The 20,257-nt window shown below is 68.7% G+C and carries 22 protein-coding genes; 2 read left to right on the forward strand and 20 right to left on the reverse strand.

Features of this window, described 5'->3' with window-relative positions; genetic code table 11:
- Window positions 1–10: 10 nt before the first annotated feature.
- The 10 genes from B0W80_RS02590 to B0W80_RS02630 all read right to left on the reverse strand — a co-directional run bounded on the left by B0W80_RS02590 (window position 11) and on the right by B0W80_RS02630 (window position 8,753).
- Window positions 11–889, reverse strand: a complete 879-nt coding sequence (locus B0W80_RS02590) for a DnaJ domain-containing protein (protein ID WP_179106814.1) — start codon at window positions 887–889, stop codon at window positions 11–13.
- A 62-nt stretch (window positions 890–951) separates the two neighbouring features.
- A complete protein-coding gene (locus B0W80_RS36120) occupies window positions 952–1,074 on the reverse strand; it encodes a hypothetical protein (RefSeq protein ID WP_256856454.1) in 123 nt (40 codons plus the stop codon).
- Between the two features lie 162 nt (window positions 1,075–1,236).
- Complete coding sequence (locus B0W80_RS02595; protein WP_076997536.1) at window positions 1,237–2,151, reverse strand: LysR family transcriptional regulator; 915 nt, start codon at window positions 2,149–2,151, stop codon at window positions 1,237–1,239.
- 36 nt (window positions 2,152–2,187) lie between these two features.
- Window positions 2,188–2,535, reverse strand: coding sequence for a ferredoxin (gene fdxA / locus B0W80_RS02600; protein WP_076997537.1), 348 nt, complete (start codon window positions 2,533–2,535; stop codon window positions 2,188–2,190).
- Between the two features lie 10 nt (window positions 2,536–2,545).
- Window positions 2,546–3,322, reverse strand: coding sequence for an enoyl-CoA hydratase-related protein (locus tag B0W80_RS02605; protein ID WP_076997538.1), 777 nt, complete (start codon window positions 3,320–3,322; stop codon window positions 2,546–2,548).
- A gap of 55 nt (window positions 3,323–3,377) precedes the next feature.
- On the reverse strand, window positions 3,378–4,553 hold the full coding sequence (locus tag B0W80_RS02610; RefSeq protein WP_076997539.1) for a CaiB/BaiF CoA-transferase family protein: 1,176 nt from the start codon (window positions 4,551–4,553) through the stop codon (window positions 3,378–3,380).
- Window positions 4,550–5,929, reverse strand: a complete 1,380-nt coding sequence (locus B0W80_RS02615) for an FAD-dependent oxidoreductase (protein WP_076997540.1) — start codon at window positions 5,927–5,929, stop codon at window positions 4,550–4,552. Before B0W80_RS02615 ends, B0W80_RS02610 begins: the two co-directional genes overlap by 4 nt.
- Before the next feature lie 124 nt (window positions 5,930–6,053).
- Window positions 6,054–6,899 carry an ABC transporter permease gene (locus tag B0W80_RS02620; protein WP_076997541.1) on the reverse strand — a complete coding sequence of 282 codons (846 nt, stop codon included), beginning with the start codon at window positions 6,897–6,899 and terminating at the stop codon, window positions 6,054–6,056.
- A 34-nt stretch (window positions 6,900–6,933) separates the two neighbouring features.
- Entirely contained in the window at window positions 6,934–7,716 is a 783-nt protein-coding gene (locus B0W80_RS02625; RefSeq protein WP_076997542.1) for an ABC transporter ATP-binding protein, read from the reverse strand.
- Between the two features lie 2 nt (window positions 7,717–7,718).
- Window positions 7,719–8,753, reverse strand: a complete 1,035-nt coding sequence (locus B0W80_RS02630; protein ID WP_076997543.1) for an ABC transporter substrate-binding protein — start codon at window positions 8,751–8,753, stop codon at window positions 7,719–7,721.
- 349 nt (window positions 8,754–9,102) lie between these two features.
- On the opposite strand from B0W80_RS02630, the gene B0W80_RS02635 reads away from it, so the two are divergent.
- A complete protein-coding gene (locus B0W80_RS02635; RefSeq protein ID WP_076997544.1) occupies window positions 9,103–9,345 on the forward strand; it encodes a DNA-directed RNA polymerase subunit alpha C-terminal domain-containing protein in 243 nt (80 codons plus the stop codon).
- 7 nt (window positions 9,346–9,352) lie between these two features.
- Here B0W80_RS02635 and B0W80_RS02640 read toward each other — a convergent pair whose 3' ends face one another.
- From B0W80_RS02640 to B0W80_RS02685, 10 genes are all read right to left on the reverse strand, one after another.
- Window positions 9,353–10,555: a beta-ketoacyl synthase gene (locus B0W80_RS02640; protein WP_076997612.1), complete on the reverse strand. Its 1,203-nt coding sequence runs from the start codon at window positions 10,553–10,555 to the stop codon at window positions 9,353–9,355.
- A gap of 9 nt (window positions 10,556–10,564) precedes the next feature.
- Window positions 10,565–10,819 carry an acyl carrier protein gene (locus B0W80_RS02645; RefSeq protein WP_076997545.1) on the reverse strand — a complete coding sequence of 85 codons (255 nt, stop codon included), beginning with the start codon at window positions 10,817–10,819 and terminating at the stop codon, window positions 10,565–10,567.
- 40 nt (window positions 10,820–10,859) lie between these two features.
- On the reverse strand, window positions 10,860–11,567 hold the full coding sequence (locus B0W80_RS02650; protein ID WP_076997546.1) for a phosphatase PAP2 family protein: 708 nt from the start codon (window positions 11,565–11,567) through the stop codon (window positions 10,860–10,862).
- Between the two features lie 184 nt (window positions 11,568–11,751).
- Window positions 11,752–13,077, reverse strand: a complete 1,326-nt coding sequence (fahA, locus tag B0W80_RS02655) for a fumarylacetoacetase (RefSeq protein ID WP_076997547.1) — start codon at window positions 13,075–13,077, stop codon at window positions 11,752–11,754.
- Complete coding sequence (locus B0W80_RS02660; RefSeq protein WP_076997548.1) at window positions 13,074–13,883, reverse strand: cyclase family protein; 810 nt, start codon at window positions 13,881–13,883, stop codon at window positions 13,074–13,076. The genes fahA and B0W80_RS02660 overlap by 4 nt, the downstream gene beginning before the upstream one ends.
- A 25-nt stretch (window positions 13,884–13,908) precedes the next feature.
- Window positions 13,909–14,688, reverse strand: a complete 780-nt coding sequence (locus B0W80_RS02665; protein ID WP_076997549.1) for an ABC transporter permease — start codon at window positions 14,686–14,688, stop codon at window positions 13,909–13,911.
- The gene (locus B0W80_RS02670; RefSeq protein WP_076997550.1) at window positions 14,685–15,467 is read right to left on the reverse strand and encodes an ABC transporter permease; all 783 of its coding nucleotides are present in this window, start codon (window positions 15,465–15,467) and stop codon (window positions 14,685–14,687) included. The genes B0W80_RS02665 and B0W80_RS02670 overlap by 4 nt, the downstream gene beginning before the upstream one ends.
- Window positions 15,460–16,236 (reverse strand): ABC transporter ATP-binding protein, encoded by a 777-nt coding sequence (locus B0W80_RS02675; RefSeq protein ID WP_076997551.1) that lies wholly within the window; start codon window positions 16,234–16,236, stop codon window positions 15,460–15,462. Before B0W80_RS02675 ends, B0W80_RS02670 begins: the two co-directional genes overlap by 8 nt.
- 19 nt (window positions 16,237–16,255) lie before the next feature.
- Window positions 16,256–17,200 (reverse strand): ABC transporter substrate-binding protein, encoded by a 945-nt coding sequence (locus tag B0W80_RS02680; RefSeq protein WP_076997552.1) that lies wholly within the window; start codon window positions 17,198–17,200, stop codon window positions 16,256–16,258.
- Entirely contained in the window at window positions 17,197–17,934 is a 738-nt protein-coding gene (locus B0W80_RS02685) for a TetR/AcrR family transcriptional regulator (RefSeq protein WP_076997553.1), read from the reverse strand. The genes B0W80_RS02680 and B0W80_RS02685 overlap by 4 nt, the downstream gene beginning before the upstream one ends.
- A 186-nt stretch (window positions 17,935–18,120) precedes the next feature.
- On the opposite strand from B0W80_RS02685, the gene B0W80_RS02690 reads away from it, so the two are divergent.
- Window positions 18,121–20,109, forward strand: a complete 1,989-nt coding sequence (locus B0W80_RS02690; protein ID WP_076997554.1) for a sigma-54-dependent Fis family transcriptional regulator — start codon at window positions 18,121–18,123, stop codon at window positions 20,107–20,109.
- The last annotated feature ends 148 nt before the right edge of the window (window positions 20,110–20,257 follow it).

Below are 20,257 nucleotides of genomic sequence, written 5' to 3' on the forward strand. Positions count from 1 at the left end.
GGCTGTGCGATCAACAGTCGTGGCGCCGGTAGTTGATGAAGCAAAGCTCGCGGATGCGTTGCCGGTCGGCGGCAATGCGGCGTTGGCTTTCGTTGATGCGCCGTTGCTCGTCGGCCCTGAACTCCCGTTCCTTGCGCTGTTCTTCGCGTAGTTCGTTGGCGCGTTGTTGCGCGACGAGCGAATCCTGGCGCGCCTGCAGGTTCTGAGCGCGGGCGACCGCTGCGTCGGATTCGCGCCTGAAGGCCTGGTCCTGGGCCAGCTGCGCGGCCTCTCGGCGGGACCTGTCGCTTGCTTCTTGTGCCGCGGCCAGCCGCAGCTCGGCCTCGGCTGCGGCCTTCTGCCGGGCCGTCTCGAGTTCCTTGGCCGCCAGCTCGGCCTGCGCTGCTTGCCGGCGCTGCTGAACGATGACGCCACCTGCGAAGAGCGCGATCGCCAAGAGGCCGATGATCACCAGCGCCCGTGGCATTCCGGATTCGCGCTCGATCACGGTGGTGGTGTAGGCGGCAGGTCGCGAGGGCGACGACGACGCCTGCCTGGCGAGTTTTCTGTCGTGCGCCTGGCGCGAGTCGGCGTCGCGCAGAACCTTGTAGGCATCGTTGACCTCGGTCAACTGCTCGGCAAAGCGGGAATCCTCGGCCATCTTCTGGGGCGTGTAGAACGCACGTGCGCGTCCGAAGGCCTCCTCGATGTCGGCCGCGGTCGCATTGCCCGGCACACCCAGGATCTGATAAGCAGACTTCACTCTTTTCTTCCTCGTTGTTCCGGCCTGTGCCGGCCGGTTCCCTCGATCCGCGCGGAATCTTATCGGCAGAGGAGCAAAAATGTGAGTAGCTGTCAGGTATGCGGCGGCACGCCGTGCGAATGAGTGCGTGGCCGAGGCTTTTGTCACAGCCGCGTGCCAGCCGACCTGCGACAGCGGGCTGCCGCTACGGCTTCAGTGCAAAACGAAACTCAGGCGGGTGTCTGCACCAGCGGTGCGGCGCTGGCCTTGGGCGGTTGCGGCTTGGGGTCGCAGCCGGCGAGTGCAACGAGAGCAAGGGATGCCAGTGCAAGGCAGAGGGTTCGAAGCTTCACGGGGTCTCCTTCAGGGCTTGGGCCTGGCGGGCCGGTGAAGTCATTCTGGTACCGGGGCGTGCGGGTTGGTTGTCAGCCGATGGCTTGCGTCGCTCTGCTGCTTGCGCCCGGTTTTGCCCCTCTCCCAGAGGGAGAGTGAGCAATGCGGGGACAGGAGCGCAGTCACAGTGCGGCGGCGTTCATTTCCAGCTGCGTCAGCCTCCGCGCCATGCGCCCCACGAAGTTCTGCGTCACGTGCGGCAGCGCACGCTGTGTCGGCACGATGATGCCGACCTGCAGCTGGTCGAGCGCAGGCAGCGCGAAGGGCCGCCACAGCAGGTCGCCGCGCCGCAGCTCCTCGACGAACGCGATCTTCGAGAAGCACGAGATCCCCTTGCCACCCATGATCAGCCGCTTGAGCAGCGGCGTCGAGTTGCAGGTCGCGGCCGGTTCCATGTCGTCCCAGAAGGCGGCGAATTCGGCCGACAGCGTGGCGCTGATCACCGGGTGCGAGCTGCTGCGCAAGAAGGGGTAGGGCGCGCAGTCCTTCAGCGCCACCCGCTCGTGCTTGGCCAGCGGATGGCCGGGCGGCATCACGATGCCGATCGGCAAGTCGGCCAGGCACACGGCCTTGACGCCGCCCGGCAGCCGGCTCACGAAGCTCAGTCCGACGTCGGCGTGGCCGGACATCACCATCTGCGGCACCTCCATCGGCTGGCTCGACGCGATGGTGTAGGTCACGGCGGGGAAGATCTGCAGAAACTCCTCGACCGCCGAGGGCAGCAGCTCTTCGAAGAAGGAGTCCATGGCCGCCACCTTGACGTGCCCGGTGCGCTCGCCGCGCAGCGCGTCGAGTTCGGTGCGCATCACCTGAAACTGGTGCAGCGTTTCCTGCGCATGCTTGAGCAGCCGCTCGCCCGCGGGGTTGAGCCTCAATCCGTTGGGCAGGCGGTCGAAGAGCTCGACGCCGAGCTCGTCTTCGAGCTTGTGGATCTGCCGGTTGATGGCGCTGGCGGCCACGTACAGCCGCTCCGATGCCTTGCGCACCGATCCGCAGCTGGCCACCTCGATGAAGTACTTCAGGACGCTGGCATGCATGGCATGGCCCTCCTGAAGGCGGAGTGTGTCTCCGCGTCAGCCGGCCGATGCTGCTGCCGTGGCCGCTGCCTCCATTGCCAGCACGCTGGGGTGGTCGCTGGCGACGCGCCTTCCGTCGGCGCCGCCGGGCGAGCCCAGGCCGCTGACCTCGGGCGCGAAGAACTCGCGGTTGATCGCGATCCAGTGGCCCATCTCCGGCGGCAGCCGGAACTCTTCGTAGATGGCCTGGGTCGGGCAGGCCGACACGCAGATGCCGCAGTCGATGCATTCATCGGGGTGAATGTACAGAGTGCGGCCGCCTTCGTAGATGCAGTCGACGGGGCAGCACTTCACGCAGGCGCCGTCCTTGATGTCGACGCAGGCGGCGGTGATGACATGGGCCACGGCGGTGTCCTCAGCGGCCCTGCCACACGGGCTTGCGCTTCTGCTGGAAGGCGCGCACGCCTTCGTCGGCATCTTCCGAGCGCAGCGCGGCCATCAGCGCGGGCAGGCGCTGGCCGTGGGCCTGCAGCGGGGTCAGCGTGCCGGTGCGGCGCACCACCTGCTTGATGGCCTTGAGCGACAGCGGCGCGCAGGCCAGCATCTGCTGCACCCAGCGGTTGACCGCGTTGTCGAGTTCGGCGCGCGGCACCACCTCGTTTATCAGGCCGATCTCGGCGGCGCGGGCAGCGCCGACGCGCTGGCCGGTGAGCATCATCCCCATGGCGTGTCTGAAGCCGATCTGCCGCTGCAGCAGCACCATGCCGCCATCGAGCGGCAGCCGGCCGACCAGCGGCTCGGGCAGGCCGAAGCTGGCTTCCTCGCAGGCCACGGCGATGTCGCAGCCCAGCACCATCTCGAGCCCGCCGCCGAGCGCCAGGCCGTTGACGCGCGCGATCACGGGCACGTCCAGCGTCTCGCGCAACGCGATGCCGCCGAAGCCGCCGGGCCGCGAGGCGCCCCAGTACTCCACGCCTTTGAGGTTCGACGTGTTCTTGAGGTCGGCACCGGCGCAGAAGGCGCGCTCGCCGGTGGCGCCCAGCACCACCACGCGCACGTCGTCGCGCTGCTCGATGTCGGACCAGATGCGCAGCAGTTCGGCCTCGGTCGCCATGTCGACCGCGTTCATGACCTCGGGGCGGTCGATGACGACGGTGGCGACGTGGTCGTCGACGTTGTAATTGACGCTCATTGAAAAACCTCCGCGCTACGCGCTGCGGTGTTCGCCTTCGGAACGGCCGTGCGGCTCATGCGTCGGCCTCCTCGATCAGCGCCCGTGCCTCGGCGAACAGCTCCTGCGTGTGCTCGCCGAGCTTCGGCGGCGCACGGCGGATGCCGGTTTGCGCACCCGACATGCGGATGGGGCTGGCGATGAACTTCAGCGCACGACCGCTGGGCGATGCACCTTCGAGAATCATGCGGTTGTGCAGCGTCTGCGGGTCGACCAGGGCCTCGCGCATGTCGCGCACCGGGGCCGACAGCAGGTCTTGCTCTTCGAGCCGCGCCAGCCAGTGCTCGCGCGTGTTGGTGGCGAAGCGCTCGCGGAAGATGGTGTGCAGCTCGGCCTTGTGCGCGAACTGCGCCGACAGGTCGGCGAAGCGCGCGTCGAGCGACAGGTCTTCGATGTCCAGCGCCGCGCAGATGTCGCGCAGCGGGTTGGCCTTGAAGGCGCCCACCAGCACCAGCGGCCCGGTCTGCGTGTGGAAGGTGCCCGACAGCGGCATCGCGGCCCAGTTGACCTCGGAGTTCTCCATCATGATCATCGCCGCCTCCTGCATCTGCATGGCGAGCATCGAGTCGTAGAGCGACACGGCGATCTTCTGGCCTTCGCCGGTGCGCTCGCGCTGCAGCAGCGCGAACAGAATGCCCTGCACCATGTGCATGCCGGCGGTGTAGTCGGCCAGCGCGGTCGGGTAGATCGACACCGGCACCGAGGCATCGGCGCGGCGCGCCATCACGCCGGTGAGTGCCTGCGCCAAGACGTCTTGCCCGCCCTTGTGCGCATAGGGGCCCGATTCGCCGAAGCCCGTGCCCACCGCGTAGACGATGCGCGGGTTGATGCGGCGGCAATCTTCGTAGCCCAGGCCCAGGCGCTCCATCACGCCAGCGCGGAAGTTGTTGGTCACCACGTCGGCGTCGGCGATGAGCGCCTTCACCAGCTCCATCTGCGTGGCGTCGCGCAGGTCGATTTCCACGCTGCGCTTGTTGCGGTTGAGGCTGCAGAAGATCGGGTTGTCTTCGCCGGCCACCGGCGCGAAGGTGGAGCGGCTCAGGTCGCCCGCGCCCTTGCGCTCGATCTTGATGACGTCGGCGCCGTGGTCGGCCAGCATCTGGGTGCAGACCGGGCCCATCATGACCTGCGTGAAGTCGATCACGCGGATGCCCGACAGGGGCAGCTTGTCCTGCGAGTTCATGGCGGTCATGCGGCCTCCGCGAACGAACGGGCGATGGCCGGGATGTCGGCGTTCGGGCCCTTCTGGTCGCCGGGGTCTGCGCCTTGCGCACGCAGCGTGCGCTGCAGCTTGCCGATGTCCACGTTGCGCACGGCCACGCCGGCATCGAGCGACAGCGCAGCGGCGGTGCCGGCGGCTTCACCCATGGCCATGCAGGGCGGGATCTCGCGCGAGATCTTCTGCGCGGCCGACGTCGACGAGTAGTGGCGCCCGGCCACCAGCAGGTTCTCGACACTGCGCGGCACCAGCGTGCGGTAGGGGTAGTAGTAGTCGCGGCCGCGCGCGATGCTGTCTTCGAAGCGCACGCGCTGGGCCACGTCGTCCTTGCTCATCACGTGCTCGCCCTCGAGCAGGCGCGTCTGGCGGATGCCGGTCTGCGGCGCCAGGTCGATCAGGTAGCAATCCTTGAAGCCGGGCAGCTTGGCGCGGATGAACTCGATCACCCTGTGGATGGTGGCGCGGCCCTGCACCTCGGCGCGCGTCAGGTCGGCCACCTTGAGGCCGTCGAGCCCTGCCATGTGCGGGCAGTTGCACCACACCACGCCGGGCAGCGGCGTCTTGAGCCACCACGAATCCCAGGCGCCGCCCAGGATGTGCTTGACCTCGCGGTCGATGGCCGCGAAGGCGGCAGGCTCTTCGTGCTCGAAGCGCTCGGCTTCGTCGGTGTCGACGCCGCCCAGGCGGAACACGGTGGTCACGATGTAGGCGCCGCTGATGTGCGGCGCGCCGGCCGAGGCCGCCACGTCCAGGTCGCCGGTGGCGTCGATCACCACCTTGCCGAGGATCGCTTCGCGGCCGCTCTTCGATTCGACCACCACGCCCTTGACCTGGCCGTCGCTCACCAGCGTGCGCGAGAACCACGAGTGCAAGCGCAGGTTGATGCCGGCCTGCTGCACCATGTCGAGCGACGCGCGCTTGAAGGCGTCGGGGTCGAAGGCGGCGGCGAAGCAGATGGGGTGCGGCTTCTCCTTGCTGTGGAAGTCGAAGGTGCCCCAGCGCTTCCAGCGGCGCACCGACTCGGGCAGCGCGCCCCAGTCCTTCTGCTTGGGGTATTCGGCCAGGCCGCGCTCGGCCATGCGCTCGATCATCTCGAGGCAGATGCCGCGCACCGAGATTTCCTGCAGGTGGCTGTCCCACATGTCGTCGAGCACCAGCACCATGCCGCCGGAGGCGAGGCCGCCCAGGTGGTTGTAGCGCTCCAGCAGCGTCACGCTGGCACCGTTGCGCGCCGCGGCCACCGCGGCGGCCTGGCCGGCGGGGCCGCCGCCGACCACCACCACGTCCGATTCGGCTGCCACGCGAATGTCGTGGGCGGGCTCTTGCATCCAATCGCCAATACGGCTCATGTCTATCTCCTTGTGAAGTCTTGACTGTGCGGGGAACACCGCGGAACTGGCTTTGCCAGGCCGCTGGTGTTGCCCCCTTGAGGGGGTACTCGGCTACACGAAGTGAGCCGATACGGGGGTGGGCTTACCTTTCTGGCTGCCAGCGGATGACCATGCGTTCGGCCAAGGTCACCAGCAGGAAGAAGAGGCCCGAGAGGGTGGCGCTCATCACGATCGCTGCGTAGAGCAACGGTGAATCGAAGTTGAAGGTGGCTTGCAAGATCATGGCGCCGATGCCGACGGTGGCGCCGACCCATTCGCCGATGACGGCGCCGATCACGCACATCGACGCGGCGATGCGCAGGGCCGAGAACAGGTAGGGCAGTGCATTGAGCAGCCGCAGCCGGAAGAAGATCTCGGTCTTGCTCGCAGACAGCACGCGCATCAGCTCCATGGCCTGCGGGTTCACCGACTCGAGCCCGCGCACCATGTTCACCAGCGTCGGAAAGAAGCACACCAGCGCGGCGATGGTGATCTTGGGCTCCATGCCGTTGCCCATGATCAGCACCAGCACGGGGGCCTTGGCCACCAGCGGCACGGCGTTGAACATCAGCACCACGGGGAAGAAGATGTCCTGCATCGTCTTGTTGTGGACGAACAGCGTCGCCACCGCGATCGCCGCCACGTTGCCCAGCAGGAAGCCGCCGGCGGCCTCCATGGCGGTGGGCAGAAGGTTGTCGAGCAGCACCGCGCGCTTGGCGTAGAGCGTCTCGACCACCGCCCAGGGCGAAGGCGCGATGAAGGGCTTGACGTCGAAGACCGCGATCACGGCCCACCACAGGAAGATCAGGCCGCCGATGCCCAGGGCGGGCAGGATGCGACGGCGCCACAGGCGGCGCTGGCGGGCCGCGGCCCAGGCCTGGTATTCGGGGTCGGCAGCGGGTGTGGCCGCAGCGGGTGCGCTGGTCATGTCGATGGAAGATGTGCTCATGGCTCGGGCCTTGTTGGGAGGTGCTCGCGGGTTCTCAGCAGGTTTCCAGCACGCGCCGCAGGTGGGCGGTGAGGCGCACGAATTCGGGGGTCTCGCGGATGTCGAGCGTGCGGTCTTCCGGCAGCTCCACCGGCACGATCTCGCGCACGCGGCCCGGGTTGGCCGCCAGCATCAGCACGCGCTGGCCGAGGAACGCGGCCTCGTGGATGCTGTGGGTCACGAAGAGGATGGTCACGCCCGTGTCCTTCCAGACACGGCGGATCTCTTCGTTGAGCCGGTCGCGCGTGATCTCGTCGAGCGCGCCGAAGGGCTCGTCCATCAGCAGGATCTTCGGGTCGCTGGCGAGCGCCCGGGCAATCGACACGCGCTGCCGCTGGCCGCCGGACATCTCGTGCGGCCAGGCGTTGGCGCGGTCCTTCAGGCCCACCAGTTCCAGCAACTCCATCGGCGAACGGCGGCCCTTGCGGCTCGCGCCGCCGCCCACTTGCAGCGGCAGCTCCACGTTCTGCAATGCCGTGCGCCATGGCAGCAGCGCTGCGTCCTGAAACACGAAGCCGATGTCGCGCTTCTGGCGCGCGGCCTGCGGGCTGGCCGACAGCACCTCGATGCGGCCGCGGCTGGGTTCGAGCAGGTCCGCCACCACGCGCAAAAACGTCGACTTGCCGCAGCCCGAGGGGCCCAGTAGCGTAAGGAACTCGCCCTGGGCCACGTCGAGGTCGAGGCTCTTGATGGCGGTGACGTCGCGGCGCTCGGTGAAGAAGCGCACGCCGATGTCGCGGCAGGAGATCGCCGGGGCGGCGTTCATGACGGCGGCCATGTTCAGGCTTTCCCCATCCGCAGGGCGGTGGTGGCTTTCAGGCCGTCGAGCCAGATCACGTCGTCGACCTTCGGCGTGCGGGCGGTGAACTGGCCCAGCTCCGAATAGGTGTTGATCTGGTCCTGCCACACGGCCGGATCCATCGCACCCCAGCCCTGGGTCTGCGCCAGGCCGCCGAAGCTGTAGTCGAGCATCACGTCGACGGCGGCGCGTTCGTCCTCGCGCTTGAGGTTGGGATATTCCTTGACCAGCAGGTCCACCGACTGGTCGCGGTTGGCGCGCACGTGCTGCCAGCCGCGGGCGGTGGCACGGATGAAGGCCTCGATCACCTTGGGCTGCGTTTCCAGCGTCTTGGTGGTGGCGTAGTAGGGCAGGGCGTAGAGCTGCACGCCGCCGTCCCACAGCGGGAGGTCGACGCGGTCCGGGCCCAGCGTCTTGAGCGCGGTGGTGCTGGTGAGCCAGCCGGTCACCACGTCGACCTGGCCGGTGAGCAGCGGGCCCATGTCGGCGCCGACGGTGACGAACTTGACGTCCTTCTCGGCGATCTTGTTCTTGGCGAGCAGCGCGCGCAGCAGCACGGCGGCGGTCGACGGAATGCCGACCTTCTTGCCCACCAGGTCGGCCGGCTTGCGCACCGGGTTCTTGGCCAGCGAGAAGAAGGTGAACGGGTGCTTCTGCGCGCCGACGGCGAAGCACTTGATCGGCAGGCCCTGCGACACGGCCAGCATCACCGAGGGGCTGGAGGACACCTGCCCCACCTCGTGCCGGCCCGAGGCCACGATGGCCACACCGTCGATGTTGGGGCCACCGGGCTGGATCGCGAAGTCGATGCCTTCCTGCTCGTAGAAGCCGAGGCGCTTGGCCACCACCTCGCCGATCTGGTTGACGCCGACGATCCAGCCGAGCTGCATGTTGATGCGGGTCTTGCCCTGGGCGTGAGCGTCGAGGGACAGCAGCCCGCCGGCCGAGAGGCCGGCAGCGGTCAGAAGCGAGGTCTGGAGAAGGCGTCGGCGACCAGGATCGCAAAGATGGGCCATGGCAGAGTTCCTTTGAAGACGAGACGGACGAAAGCGGGGACGAGCGGTGAACCGGGCCTTCGCGGCGTGCTGCAGAAGCGCATCGGCGAGGGCGTCTGAAGCGAATGCTAGGAGGCGAAGGCGTTGCCTCCAAGAACCGTTTTTCGCGCCGGGTGAGCTAAGAATTAGCGCAGGGCAGACTGAGGAAAACCCTGTGCGAGATTGAGGCAAGTGATCGAAATTCGGGCAGTTCGGATGCCCGGTTTCCAGTCGTTGCGTGCCGTTTGCCAATGAAGATCGAGCAGGTCGGTGGGGCGACGCCGATGGCACGAACTGTGCAAGTTCCAGGCATCGCTTTCTGGAGACACCCATGCACGAGGCTCAAACCACCCCCGATCGGCGGGCCGCCGAGTCGCTGCTGAACGCCGACATCGACGTCCTGAAACTCTCGCTTCGCACCACGAACGTGCTGCGCCTCAATCAGCTCCACACGGTGGGCGACGTGACGCGGGTGCCCGCGAAAAAGCTGTTCGTGCTGTCGCGGCTGGGCCGCAATTCGCTGCGCGAGATCGTCGACAGCGTCGGCCGGCGCGGCCTGCGCCTGGCCGACTGAAAACGCCTCAGGCGCGCCGAAAGGCCAGCACGGCGTTCGTGCCGCCGAAGGCGAAGGAGTTGCTGATCGCGGCTTCGAGTTGAGGCGCCGACGCACCTTGCTGCGGCACCAGGGTCAGGGCGCATTCCGGATCGGCCTGCGCGCAGTTCGCATTGGGCGGCAAGGCGCGCCGGTGCAGCGCCAGGACCGTGATGACGGCCTCCAGCGCGCCAGCGCCGCCGAGCAGGTGGCCATGCAGCGCCTTGGTGGAACTCACTTGCAGATCGCCGAGCGCGTCGCCCCAGACTTCGGCCAGCGCATTGCGCTCGACGACGTCGCCGATGCGCGTGGCGGTGCCGTGCGCATTGCAGTAGCCCACCTCGCGCGGCGCCATCCCGGCCGACTGCAGCGCGGCGCGCAGCACGCGGGACTGGCCGGCGGCGTCGGGCTTGGTGAGGTGGGTGGCGTCGCAGCCGATGCCCCAGCCGGCCAGCCGCGCGTAGCTGCGGGCGCCGCGCGCGCGGGCGCGCTCTGCCGATTCGAGCACCATGAACGCGGCGCCCTCGCCGAGCGCGAAGCCGCTGCGATCGGCAGCGAAAGGCCGCACCGCACGCGCGGCCTCGCCGGGCTCGAAGGCGGCCAGCGTCTGCATGGCCTGCCAGGCCAGCACCACGCCCGGCACGATCAGCGCTTCGCTGCCACCGGCGATGGCGATGTCGACCTCGCCGCGCTGCACCGCCTTGGCGGCCTCGGCCAGCGCCACGCCCGATGAGGCACAGGCCACCGAGTAGGTGAGCACGGGGCCCTGGGCCTGTCGGCGCAAGGCGATCTGTGCGGCCGGTGCGTTCGGCATGAAAGCGGGGATGGTCAGCGGCGGCACGCGGCCGTTGGTGCTGCGGTAGGCCGCCTCGAGCGCGGCGGCGCCCCCCATGCCGCAGCCGGCGTAGACGCCGATCCGCTCGGGCGCCACGTCGCTCGGCGACCCGGCGTCGCGCATCGCCAACTCTGCAGCGGCCACCGCGAGCTGGCTCACGCGGTCGACGCCGGCCAGTTGCAGCTTGGTGAACCATTGCAGGGGATCGAAAGGCGCGAGCGCGGCCGCGGCGGGCTTGGGCAGCTCGGGGAAGACGGGTTGCACGGCCGACTCGCTGCGCATGAGCGCATCGAACATGGCGGCCGCATCGTCACCATGCGGGCTGACGACGCCGAGCCCGGTGACTGCGACGTCCACGGCGCTCACCTATTTGGCCTGGGCCGTGGCGGCGCGCTCGGCCAGGAGCTTGTCGACCACCGCGGCCAGCTCGGCCAGCGTGTCGATGTTCGTGTCCTGGTCGGGCATGTTGATCTTGAAATGGTCTTCGATGGCGAACACGAATTCGACCAGCGCAAGGGAATCGAGGCCCTTGTCACGCATCGAAGCGTGGGGGTCGAGCGCCGCGGCATCGAGGCCGTATTTTTCCTGGATCAGGTTCTGTAATTCTTGGAGCGAACTCATTGAGCGATGTCCGTCGTCACGCGGAGGGCCATGGGGTCGTCTATCTGTGGGGGATGATAGCCGCTCGCCCGAATGCGCGCGTGGGCTTGCGGGCCGGCGTGGGCCGCCAGCGCAGGGACGGCACGGCGAAGGCGATGCCCAGCAACGCGCCGGCCAGCACGTCGAGCAGCACGTGCTGCTTGACGGCAAGCGTCGACCACGCGATGGCCGCGAACCACAGCCAGTTGACCCACCGCAGCGACAGCGGCGCACGCGCCTGGCGGAACACGTCGTCGATGCGGATCACGGTGAACATCGCGACCGCCACGTGCATCGACGGGCAGGCATTGCCGGGCGCATCCATGCCCTGCATCAACGAGAAGCCCGGAAAGTCGGAAACGCCCGCCATGCCGGCCGGCACCTGTGTCGGCAACAGCAAAAAGAGCCCGAGCCCTGTCAGGCACAGCGCGCCGACCCACAGCCCGTAGACCACCAGCTCCTTGAAGTTCGCCTGCAGCCCGGGCGCCACGCCCACGTAGAGCCACAGAGAGAAGTACGCGATGAGCATCTCGGGCTGGAAGGGAATGAGCGTGTCGAGCGTCGTGAGCGGCATCACGAACACGCTGTGCGCCGGATGCCGCAGCAGCTCGAAGTAGCCGATGAAGAAGAGCCAGGTGAAGACGCTGACGCCGATGAACTTGAGCGCGAACAGATGACGAAAGCGAAAGCGGAGATCGGCGGTCCAGGTCGGCGTGGGGGAAGGATGCATGTACGGAAGAGGTGAAGCGCGCGCGGTGCGGCATTCACCGTTTCTTGCACGAGTGCCGAGCATGCCTGTTTTCGGGGCGGGGTGGAACCCTTCAATGACTGTGTGTCAGTTGTTGAGTCGAGGTCTTCGACCACGAGCACCAGGGCACGGCATGGTTGCGTTGCAGTCAGCCAAATTGCCAGCCTCATCCGAGCGCAGGCAGCACCATCCCCCGGCTCTCCCCGAACCCGACGCGCGCAGCCCCCGGCTTCTCGCACCAGCCGCGCAGCAGAACCGCATCGCCGTCTTCGAGAAACCCGCGCTGCTCGCCGTTGCCCAGCGCGATCGGCGACTGGCCGGCTCGCGTGAGTTCGATCATGGCGCCGGCCTCGCCCGGCCCGGGGCCGGAGATGGTGCCGCTGCCGAAGAGGTCGCCGCCGTGCAGGGTGCAGCCGCCCACCGTGTGGTGCGCCACCATCTGCGCGATGCTCCAGTACTGGTGGCGGAAGCTGGTGGACGACAGGCGCGAGGGGCCGCTGCCATCGGCGCGTGCCTTGGCGCTTTCGAGCCAAACCTCGAGCTGGATGTCGAACGCGCCATGCGCGCGGTTGCCAGGGTCTTCGAGGTAAGCCAGCGGCTGCGGATGGTCCGCGGGCCGCGTCCAGGGCAGGCGGTAGGGCGCGAGCGCCTCCAGCGTCACGATCCACGGCGACACGGTGGTCGCGAAGTTCTTGGCCAGAAAAGGACCGAGCGGCGCCATCTCCCAGAACTGGATGTCGCGCGCCGACCAGTCGTTGAGCAGGCACAGGCCGAAGATGTGCTGGTCGGCATCGGCCAGCGGGATCTGTTCGCCACCCGCGTTGCCCTGGCCGATGTAGATGCCCAGCTCCAGCTCGTAGTCCAGCCGCGCGCAGGGGCCGTACACCGGCGCCTTCGCGCCCGGTGGCAGCATCTGGCCCATGGGGCGGTGAAAACGCTGGCCGCTCACGCCCAGCGTCGAAGCGCGGCCGTGGTACGCGATCGGTATCCACTGGAAGTTCGGTGTGATCGGATCGTCTGGCCGCACCAGCCGTCCGATGTTGAGCGCGTGGTCGATCGAGGTGTAGAAGTCCGTGTAGTCGCCCACGCGTGCCGGCAGCCTGAACTCCACCTCGACCAGCGGCACCAGGCACTCGCGCACTTCGGCGATCGACCGCTCCGCGGCGTCGTCCTTCAGCAGCGCGAAGAGCGCATGCCGCAGCGCCTGCCACACGGTGGGCCCCAACGCGAAGAAGCCGTTGAGCACCTCGTGCGCGCAGGCACGCGCGCCATCGAGCGCGGTGCCCTGCAGTTCCTGCCGCGCGGCCAGGGCCGCCAGGTCGAGCACCTGGTCGCCGATGGCCACGCCGCCACGGAACAGCTCGTTGCTGCCGGTGCGGCGGAACACCGCGTAGGGCAGGTTCTGGATCGGGAAGTCGCAGCCCGCCGCATTGGCCGCATCGAGCCAGCTGCGCGCGCCGGCGTCGTGGGTGTGGTTGAGTTCGACGGTCATTGCGCGCTCGCCATCAGAGCATCGTCGAAGATCGCGACGGCGCGCGTCCAGCCCGCCGATGCACCGCGGATCTTGTGCGGGAAGCAGCTGATGAAGAAGCCGTCCGCGGGCAGCGATTCGAGGTTGTGCAGCTTCTCGATGTGGCAGTAGCCGATATCGCGGCCGGCCTTGTGGCCTTCCCAGATCAAGGCGGCGTCCTGCGTTTCACCGTACTTCTTCGCGGTGTGGACGAAAGGCGCGTCCCAGCTCCAGGCGTCGGTGCCGGTCAGACGCACGCCGCGCTCCAGCAGGTACATGGTGGCCTCGTAGCCCATGCCGGCGCCGGAAGACACATAGTCGTCGTTGCCGTAGCGCGAGCCGGCACGCGTGTTGACGACCACGATCTCCAGCGGCTTGAGCGTGTGGCCGATGCGCTTCAACTCGGCCTCGACGTCGTCTGCCGTCACCACGTAGCCGTCTTCGAAATGGCGAAAGTCGAGTTTCACGCCGGGCTGGAAGCACCATTCGAGCGGCACGTCGTGGATGGCGATGGCGGGCTTCTTGTCGCCGAGCGCCTTGTCCATGGTCGAGTGGAAGTGGTACGGCGCGTCGAGGTGCGTGCCGTTGTGGGTCGACAGCTGCACCAGTTCCACCGCCCAGCCTTCGCCGTCGGGCAGGTCTTCCTTCTTCAAGCCGGGGAAGAAGGGCTCGATCTGCGCGAAGGTGTTGTCGTGCGTGAAGTACTGGATCTTCGGCGCGAAGGCCGGTGGGTCGGAAAGCACGTCGTTCTCCAGAAAGATCGAAAGGTCGACGAATCGGCGCGTCATGGGGGCTCCTTGTTTGTCTTTGCGTTCAGGGGCGCTGCCAGCGCAGCAGCTTGTTCTCGGCCAAGGCCAGCAGCGCGTTGCTCGCGAAGCCGATCAGGCCCAGCAGCGCGATGCCGGCGAACAACTCGCTGGCGCGAAAGGCGCGGGCCGCGAGCAGGATGGCCTGGCCCAGGCCGCTCTGCGAGGCGATCATTTCGCCGACCACCGCGACGATCAGCGAAATGGTGAGCGCGAGCCGCATGCCGGCCAGGATGTCGGGCATCGCGTTGGGCAAGCCGATCTTCCAGACGAAGGCCGCGCGCGGCATCTGCAGGCAGCGCGCGACTTCGGCGAGCCGCGGATCGACCGCCGCGAAGCCGTGCACGGTGGCCAGCAGCACCGGCCACATCGCACCGAAGGCGACGACGAACAGCACCATGGCCGGGTTCAGGCCGAAGATCGAGATGGCCAGCGGCAACAGCGCCGAGGCCGGCAGCGGGCGGATGAATTCGAGCGTGGGCTGCACCCAGGCGCGCACGGCTGGCGACACGCCGATGGCCGCGCCCAGCAGCACGCCGAAGAGCGATGCCAGCAGCCAGCCTTCGACCATGCGGCGCACGGTGGCGAGCGTGAAGGCCAGCAGCTCGCCCTGGCCGTCGCCGCGCAGGTTCAGGCCTTCGGCCAGGCTGGCGAAGGTGGCCTGCGGCGTGGGCAGGAAGACGCGGCTGACCCAGCCGGCGTTGCTGGCCGTCCACCACAAGGCGACCAGCACGAGAAAGAGGCCGGCAGAGGCGAGCCAGCCGTTCCGGCGCGCGCTGCCGCTCATGCCACGCTCCCCATGCGCCGCGCCACGTGGCGCTGCAGGCGCTGCATGGCGGCATTGACCACGAAGCCCACCACGCCGATCCAGCCCAGCCAGGCCAGCATCAACGCCGGGTCGAAGCTCTGCTGCGCGATCATCATCGCGTAGCCCATGCCGTGCGGATTGGCCGCGATCTCCACGGTCACCGCCACCACCAGTGCCACCGCGACGCCGAGCCGCAGCGCGACGAACAGGCGCGGCACGATGGCAGGCAGCACGATCTTCAAGGCGCGGTCGCGTGCCGACAGGCCGAGCACGCGGCTCACTTCGAGCAGCCGCGGCTCCACCTGCTGCACCGCGGCCTGCACGAGCACCAGCAGCGGCCAGAAGGTGGCGAAGGCGACGATGGCGAGTTCCATGCGCAGGCCGAAGCCGAACATCAGCATCGCGAGCGGAATCAACGCGACCGAGGGCACCGGCCGCAGCACCTCGATCGACAGCGCGCCGATCTGCGCGGCGCGGCGCGACAGGCCGAGCACGATGCCCAGCGCGATGCCGAGCACCGCGCCCAGCAGCAGGCCCAGCGCAGCGGTGCCGAGCGTGAAGCCGGTGGCCTGCCACAGCGAGCCGTCCGTCGCTGCACCGGCAAAGGCCTTGAGCGCGGCGCTGGGTGGTGCGAGCGCATCGCTGCCGAGCGCGGCGGCACGGCGCGCGTACCACTCGAACAGCGCGAGCAACAGCGCGGGAAGCACCCACGGCCGAAGGCGCAGCAGCATCGCGCGCGCCGCACCGGCTTCAGTCATGGCCTTGCTCGATGAAGGAGAACAGCTCACGGCGTAGCCGAAGGAACTCGGGGTGCTCCTTGGCCGTGAGCTGATCGCGCGGACGCGGAATGTCCACCTCGATCATGCGTGCCAGGCTCGGCCGGCCCGGTGCCGGATCGGCTTGCAGCGCGATCACGCGGTCGCCCAGGTAGATCGCCTCTTCGAGGTCGTGCGTGACGAACAGCACCGTCAGCCCGTCTTCGCGCACGAGCCGCGCCAGTTCGTCCTGCAGGCCTTGTCGCGTGAGCGCATCCAGCGCGCCGAAGGGCTCGTCCATCATCATGAGCTCGGGCTTCTGTGCGAGGCAGCGCGCGATCTGCACGCGCTGCTGCATGCCGCCCGAGAGCTGCACCGGAAACTTCTGCGCGTGCGCGGCCAGGCCCACTTTGCGCAGCACCTCGGCGATGCGCTGTGGGCGCTGGTCGGCCGGCACGCCTGCCGCTTCCAATGCGAGGCTCACGTTGCCTTCGACCGTGCGCCAGGGCAGCAGCGCGCGGCCATAGTCCTGGAACACGAAGGCCACCTCGCGCGAGGGCTCCGTCATGGGCAAGCCGCGGCGCCGCACTTCGCCGCCGCTGGCGCGCACCAGGCCGCTGGCCGCGCGCAGCAGCGTGGTCTTGCCGCAGCCGCTGGGGCCGACGATGCAGAGGAACTCGCCGCGCGCCACGTCGAATGAGGTGGGCGACAGCACCTCGCGCTCGCCGTAGCAGATGCGCACCTCGTCGATGCAGAGCAGGGCCTCGCTCATTTGCAAGCTCACTCGCCGCTTACTTGGCGACCAGCTTCGCGACGTCGATCGGCGTCTTGAGCATCTCCTGCTCTTTCATCAGCCCGACCCAGTAGGCCATCTGCTTCTCGCTCACCACCGGCCCGGGCGGCGAGATCTGCACCTTCGCCAGCACCTCGGGCGGCAGCTTGATGTACTTGCCGATGCTGGCGCGCACGCGCGCATCGTTCTTCGGCTGCTGAATGAAGGCGCCGCTCTCCTGCACGGCCTCGCGGAAGGCGCGGGCGGCCGCCGGGTTCTTCTGCACCCAGTCGCGGCGCGCGGCATGCACGATGGTCTGGTTGCCCTCGGGCAGGAAGGTCGAGTAGTACGAGGCCACGTAGCCCGCGCCGCTGTCGGTGATGCGGCTCATGAAGGGGTCGGCCGACACCACCGCATCGACCGAGCCGCCGCGCAGCAGGTCGCCGTGCTGCGGAAAGGCGGCTTCGACGAAGCTGACCTTGCGGTAGTCCACGCCCTGGTCCTTGAGCCAGGCGCGAAAGGTCACATGCAGGAAGGCGCCGAGGCCCGGCACGCCGACTTTCTTGCCCACGCAGTCCTGTGCGTTCTTGATGCCCGAGCCCGCGCGTGCGACCAGGCCGAAGCCGGTGATGGTCTTCGACGTGAGGCCGCCGCCGGCCACCAGCACCAGGTCGAGGCCGCCGTCCACCGCCTGCAGGAAGACCGAGGGCGTGGGCCCGCCGATCTGCAGCGACTCGGATTGCAGCGCGGCCGGAATGGTGGAGTTGAGCGGGATGAACTTGAGCTCCACGTCGAGGCTGCGCTTCTTGAAGTAGCCCTCGTCGGCCGCGACGAAGACCGAGGCGAAGTCGGTCACGGCGGTGTAGCCGAACACGATTTTCGTGGCGGCCTGCGCATGGGCGGGCAGCGCCAGGGCGGCCGGGCCGGCGGCAAGCGCCGCGATCAGGGAGCGTCGTTTCATCATGGCTTGTGTCTCCTGGAGGTCGTTGTCTTCTTCGCGGCGCGGGGTCGCGGCAGCGCTGCGCGCAGGCCGCCGACGATGAAGTTCACCAGCATCGGCGCCACGGCCGGGTCGCTGCGCTGGTTCTCGCCGTGCGACAGCCGTTCGATGCGGTTGTCGTTCAGGTGGTGCAGCAGCGTGCCCAGCGCGAACTGGTAGCCCCATGCCGCCTGGCCGCGCGTGGCATGCGGCAGCGCGACGTGCAGCGCGTCGATGTAGGCCTCGGCCAGCGGATCGAAATAGCCGCGCAGTACGCGGTCGGCTTCTTCGGTCGCGTGGTAGAGCTCGCGTGCCACCAGCAGCGCGTAGTACTCGCCCTCGGAGCTGGCGCGCAGCGCGAGCACCGGTGCGGTGAAGGCTTCGATGATGCGCGGCAGCGTGCGTGGGTCGTCGGCGTCGATCTGCACGGCGCGCAGGCCTGCCAGCCGCTCGTCGATGGTGTGGCTCCAGTGCTCGAAGATCGCGTGGAAGAGCTCCTGCTTGGGGCCGAAGTAGTAGCCCACCAAGGCCAGCGGCACGGCGGCTTCGTCGGCGATCTGGCGGAGGCTGACGGCGTGGTAGCCGTGCTGCGCGAAGAGCTTCTCGGCGGCCAGCAGGATGGCCTGGCGGCGATCGGTACGCGGGGCTTCGGCGCGCGCCGCCGCTGCGCGCCGCGGTGCTCGGCGAAGCGGGGGAGCGGGCTGCGAAGCGGATGCCATGGCCGCGATTGAACAAGCGTACAAACTTGTTGAACACTCGTGCAAACCCTGAAGCCTATGCGCCCCGCTGCATGCGGAAGCCGCTCGTTACACCCTTCTTGCGTCGCAGCATCGGCGCGGGCTACAGTGCTCGACCGGCGCGGTCGCCAGCGGTGCCGCGACACGAGCATCAACAGGAGACAGGCCATGGAGCTGCGGCAGCGCGAGCACATCGACGCCGTGGTCGAACTCACCACGCGCGGCGTGCCGCCGGATGCGCTGCTGCAGCGCCACGACGCGGTCATCCGCTCGTCGTGGCAGCGCTGCGTGCACGAGCACGGCCTCGACCCCACACGCATGCAGGAAGCCCGCATCCTGCCCTGGGCGGAACTGCGCGAGCACCAGGAGCGGCTGGAGGACTTTACGCAGATCGCCCGCCATGGCCTCACGGCGCTCTACCAGCAGGTGGCCGGCACGGGCTACGTGGTGCTGCTGACCGATGCGCAGGGCGTCACGGTCGACTACCCGGGCGACCCCAATTCAGGCATCAGCCTGCGCCGCGCGGGCCTCTACCTGGCCGCCGAATGGACGGAGACCTACGCCGGCACCTGCGCGGTCGGCACCGCGCTGGCGACCGGCGAAGCGCTGACGGTGCACCAGGCCGACCACTTCGACGCCACCCACATTCCGCTGACCTGCACGGCCGCGCCGGTGTTCGATTCGAGCGGCCGGCTCAACGCGATCCTCGACATCTCTGCGCTGGTGTCGCCCGGTCCCAAGGGCAGCCAGCAGCTCGCGCTGCAGATGGTGAAGATCTACGCCCACCACATCGAGAACGCGCAGTTCGCGCGGGCCCACCGCGACGACTGGATCCTGAAGCTCAACGCATCGCCGGCCTTCGTCGACGTCAACCCCGACTACCTGATCGCGCTCGATGCGCGCGGCCGCATCGTGGGCCACAACCACCGCGCGCGGCAGATGCTGGAAGCCGAGCTGGGCCTCGCGGCCGGTGATCCGCACGGCGAGAGCCCGCTGCTGGGGCAGAGCTTCGAGCGGCTGTTCGATGCCCGCTTCGACATGCTGGGCCAGTTCGTCTACGCGCGCCCGAGCGAGCAGCGGGTGGTGACGCTGGCGCGCAGCGGCGGCGCGCTGTTCCTGGGCGCGGTGCCGCCCATCGAACGCATCGCGACCGGCGAACGCGGGCAGGCGCCGTCGACCGCGCCGGCCATTCCAGAGCCATTGGCGGCGCTGAGCGGCGGCGACGCGGCCTTGCAGCGTCAGCTGCAGCGCGCCGCCCGGCTTGTCGATTCGCCGATCAACCTGCTGATCCATGGCGAGACCGGCAGCGGCAAGGAGTACTTCGCGAAGGCCCTGCACGCGGCGAGCGCGCGCAGCCGGCGGCCTTTCATCGCGGTGAACTGCGCGGCCATTCCCGAGACGCTGATCGAGAGCGAGCTGTTCGGCCATCTGCCGGGCAGTTTCTCGGGCGCGGGCAGCAAGGCCAAGCGCGGGCTGATCCAGGAATCCGACGGCGGCACCCTCTTCCTCGACGAGATCGGCGACATGCCGCGCGAGCTGCAGTCTCGCCTGTTGCGCGTGCTGGCCGAACGCGAGGTGCTGGCCATCGGCGCGTCGCGTGCGGTGCCGGTCGACATCCGCGTGATCTCGGCCACGCACCACCCGCTGGAGCGACTGGTGCGCGGAGGGCGATTCCGCGAAGACCTGTACTACCGGCTCAACGGCGCCCTGTTCGCGCTGCCGCCGTTGCGCGAGCGCGGCGATCTCGATTGGCTGATGCGCAAGCTGCTGGGCGAATCGGTCGTGTTGTCGCAGGCGGCGCGCGAGCGGCTGCATGCGCACCGCTGGCCCGGCAACCTGCGTGAGTTGCGCAACGTGCTGGAGTACGCGCGCGCCGTGTGCGAGTGCCGGCGCATCGAGGCGCACGACCTGCCGGACGGATTCGCCGCGGACGAGGCACGGCAGCCGGCCGCGCTGACGGGGCAGGTGGGGCAGGTGCATCCCAACGACCCGCATCACCTGCCGCCCGAGGGCATGCTGCTCATGCAATACCTGCGTGCGGCCAGCTGGAACCTCAGCGCGGTCGCGCGCCAGCTCGGCATCAGCCGCATGACCCTGTACCGGCGCATGACGCGCCTGGGCATTCAATCGCCGAACCGGCGCGACGCCGGCGAGTGAGCGCAAGGCCGGTTCAGCTGTATCGCCCGAGACAGGCGGACCTGTGACACCTGTATCGCCCATGGCGCGACGGGGGCCGTGAGGGGCTGATTTTCGAGGGTTATCCCGCGCTTTTCGGGCGCTTTGCGGGCACTTTGCGACGGGGCTC

The sequence above is a fragment of the Variovorax sp. KK3 genome (genome assembly GCF_001984055.1).
Taxonomy (GTDB): domain Bacteria; phylum Pseudomonadota; class Gammaproteobacteria; order Burkholderiales; family Burkholderiaceae_C; genus Variovorax.

Bases quoted from the DNA above. Each gene is read 5' to 3' on its own strand.
- B0W80_RS02595 (WP_076997536.1), bottom strand. From the start codon at position 2,151: ATGCATGCCAGCGTCCTGAAGTACTTCATCGAGGTGGCCAGCTGCGGA.
- B0W80_RS02605 (WP_076997538.1), bottom strand. From the start codon at position 3,322: ATGAGCGTCAATTACAACGTCGACGACCACGTCGCCACCGTCGTCATC.
- B0W80_RS02610 (WP_076997539.1), bottom strand. From the start codon at position 4,553: ATGACCGCCATGAACTCGCAGGACAAGCTGCCCCTGTCGGGCATCCGC.
- B0W80_RS02615 (WP_076997540.1), bottom strand. From the start codon at position 5,929: ATGAGCCGTATTGGCGATTGGATGCAAGAGCCCGCCCACGACATTCGC.
- B0W80_RS02620 (WP_076997541.1), bottom strand. From the start codon at position 6,899: ATGAGCACATCTTCCATCGACATGACCAGCGCACCCGCTGCGGCCACA.
- B0W80_RS02625 (WP_076997542.1), bottom strand. From the start codon at position 7,716: ATGGCCGCCGTCATGAACGCCGCCCCGGCGATCTCCTGCCGCGACATC.
- B0W80_RS02630 (WP_076997543.1), bottom strand. From the start codon at position 8,753: ATGGCCCATCTTTGCGATCCTGGTCGCCGACGCCTTCTCCAGACCTCG.
- B0W80_RS02635 (WP_076997544.1), top strand. From the start codon at position 9,103: ATGCACGAGGCTCAAACCACCCCCGATCGGCGGGCCGCCGAGTCGCTG.
- B0W80_RS02645 (WP_076997545.1), bottom strand. From the start codon at position 10,819: ATGAGTTCGCTCCAAGAATTACAGAACCTGATCCAGGAAAAATACGGC.
- B0W80_RS02650 (WP_076997546.1), bottom strand. From the start codon at position 11,567: ATGCATCCTTCCCCCACGCCGACCTGGACCGCCGATCTCCGCTTTCGC.
- fahA (WP_076997547.1), bottom strand. From the start codon at position 13,077: ATGACCGTCGAACTCAACCACACCCACGACGCCGGCGCGCGCAGCTGG.
- B0W80_RS02660 (WP_076997548.1), bottom strand. From the start codon at position 13,883: ATGACGCGCCGATTCGTCGACCTTTCGATCTTTCTGGAGAACGACGTG.
- B0W80_RS02665 (WP_076997549.1), bottom strand. From the start codon at position 14,688: ATGAGCGGCAGCGCGCGCCGGAACGGCTGGCTCGCCTCTGCCGGCCTC.
- B0W80_RS02670 (WP_076997550.1), bottom strand. From the start codon at position 15,467: ATGACTGAAGCCGGTGCGGCGCGCGCGATGCTGCTGCGCCTTCGGCCG.
- B0W80_RS02675 (WP_076997551.1), bottom strand. From the start codon at position 16,236: ATGAGCGAGGCCCTGCTCTGCATCGACGAGGTGCGCATCTGCTACGGC.
- B0W80_RS02680 (WP_076997552.1), bottom strand. From the start codon at position 17,200: ATGATGAAACGACGCTCCCTGATCGCGGCGCTTGCCGCCGGCCCGGCC.
- B0W80_RS02685 (WP_076997553.1), bottom strand. From the start codon at position 17,934: ATGGCATCCGCTTCGCAGCCCGCTCCCCCGCTTCGCCGAGCACCGCGG.
- B0W80_RS02690 (WP_076997554.1), top strand. From the start codon at position 18,121: ATGGAGCTGCGGCAGCGCGAGCACATCGACGCCGTGGTCGAACTCACC.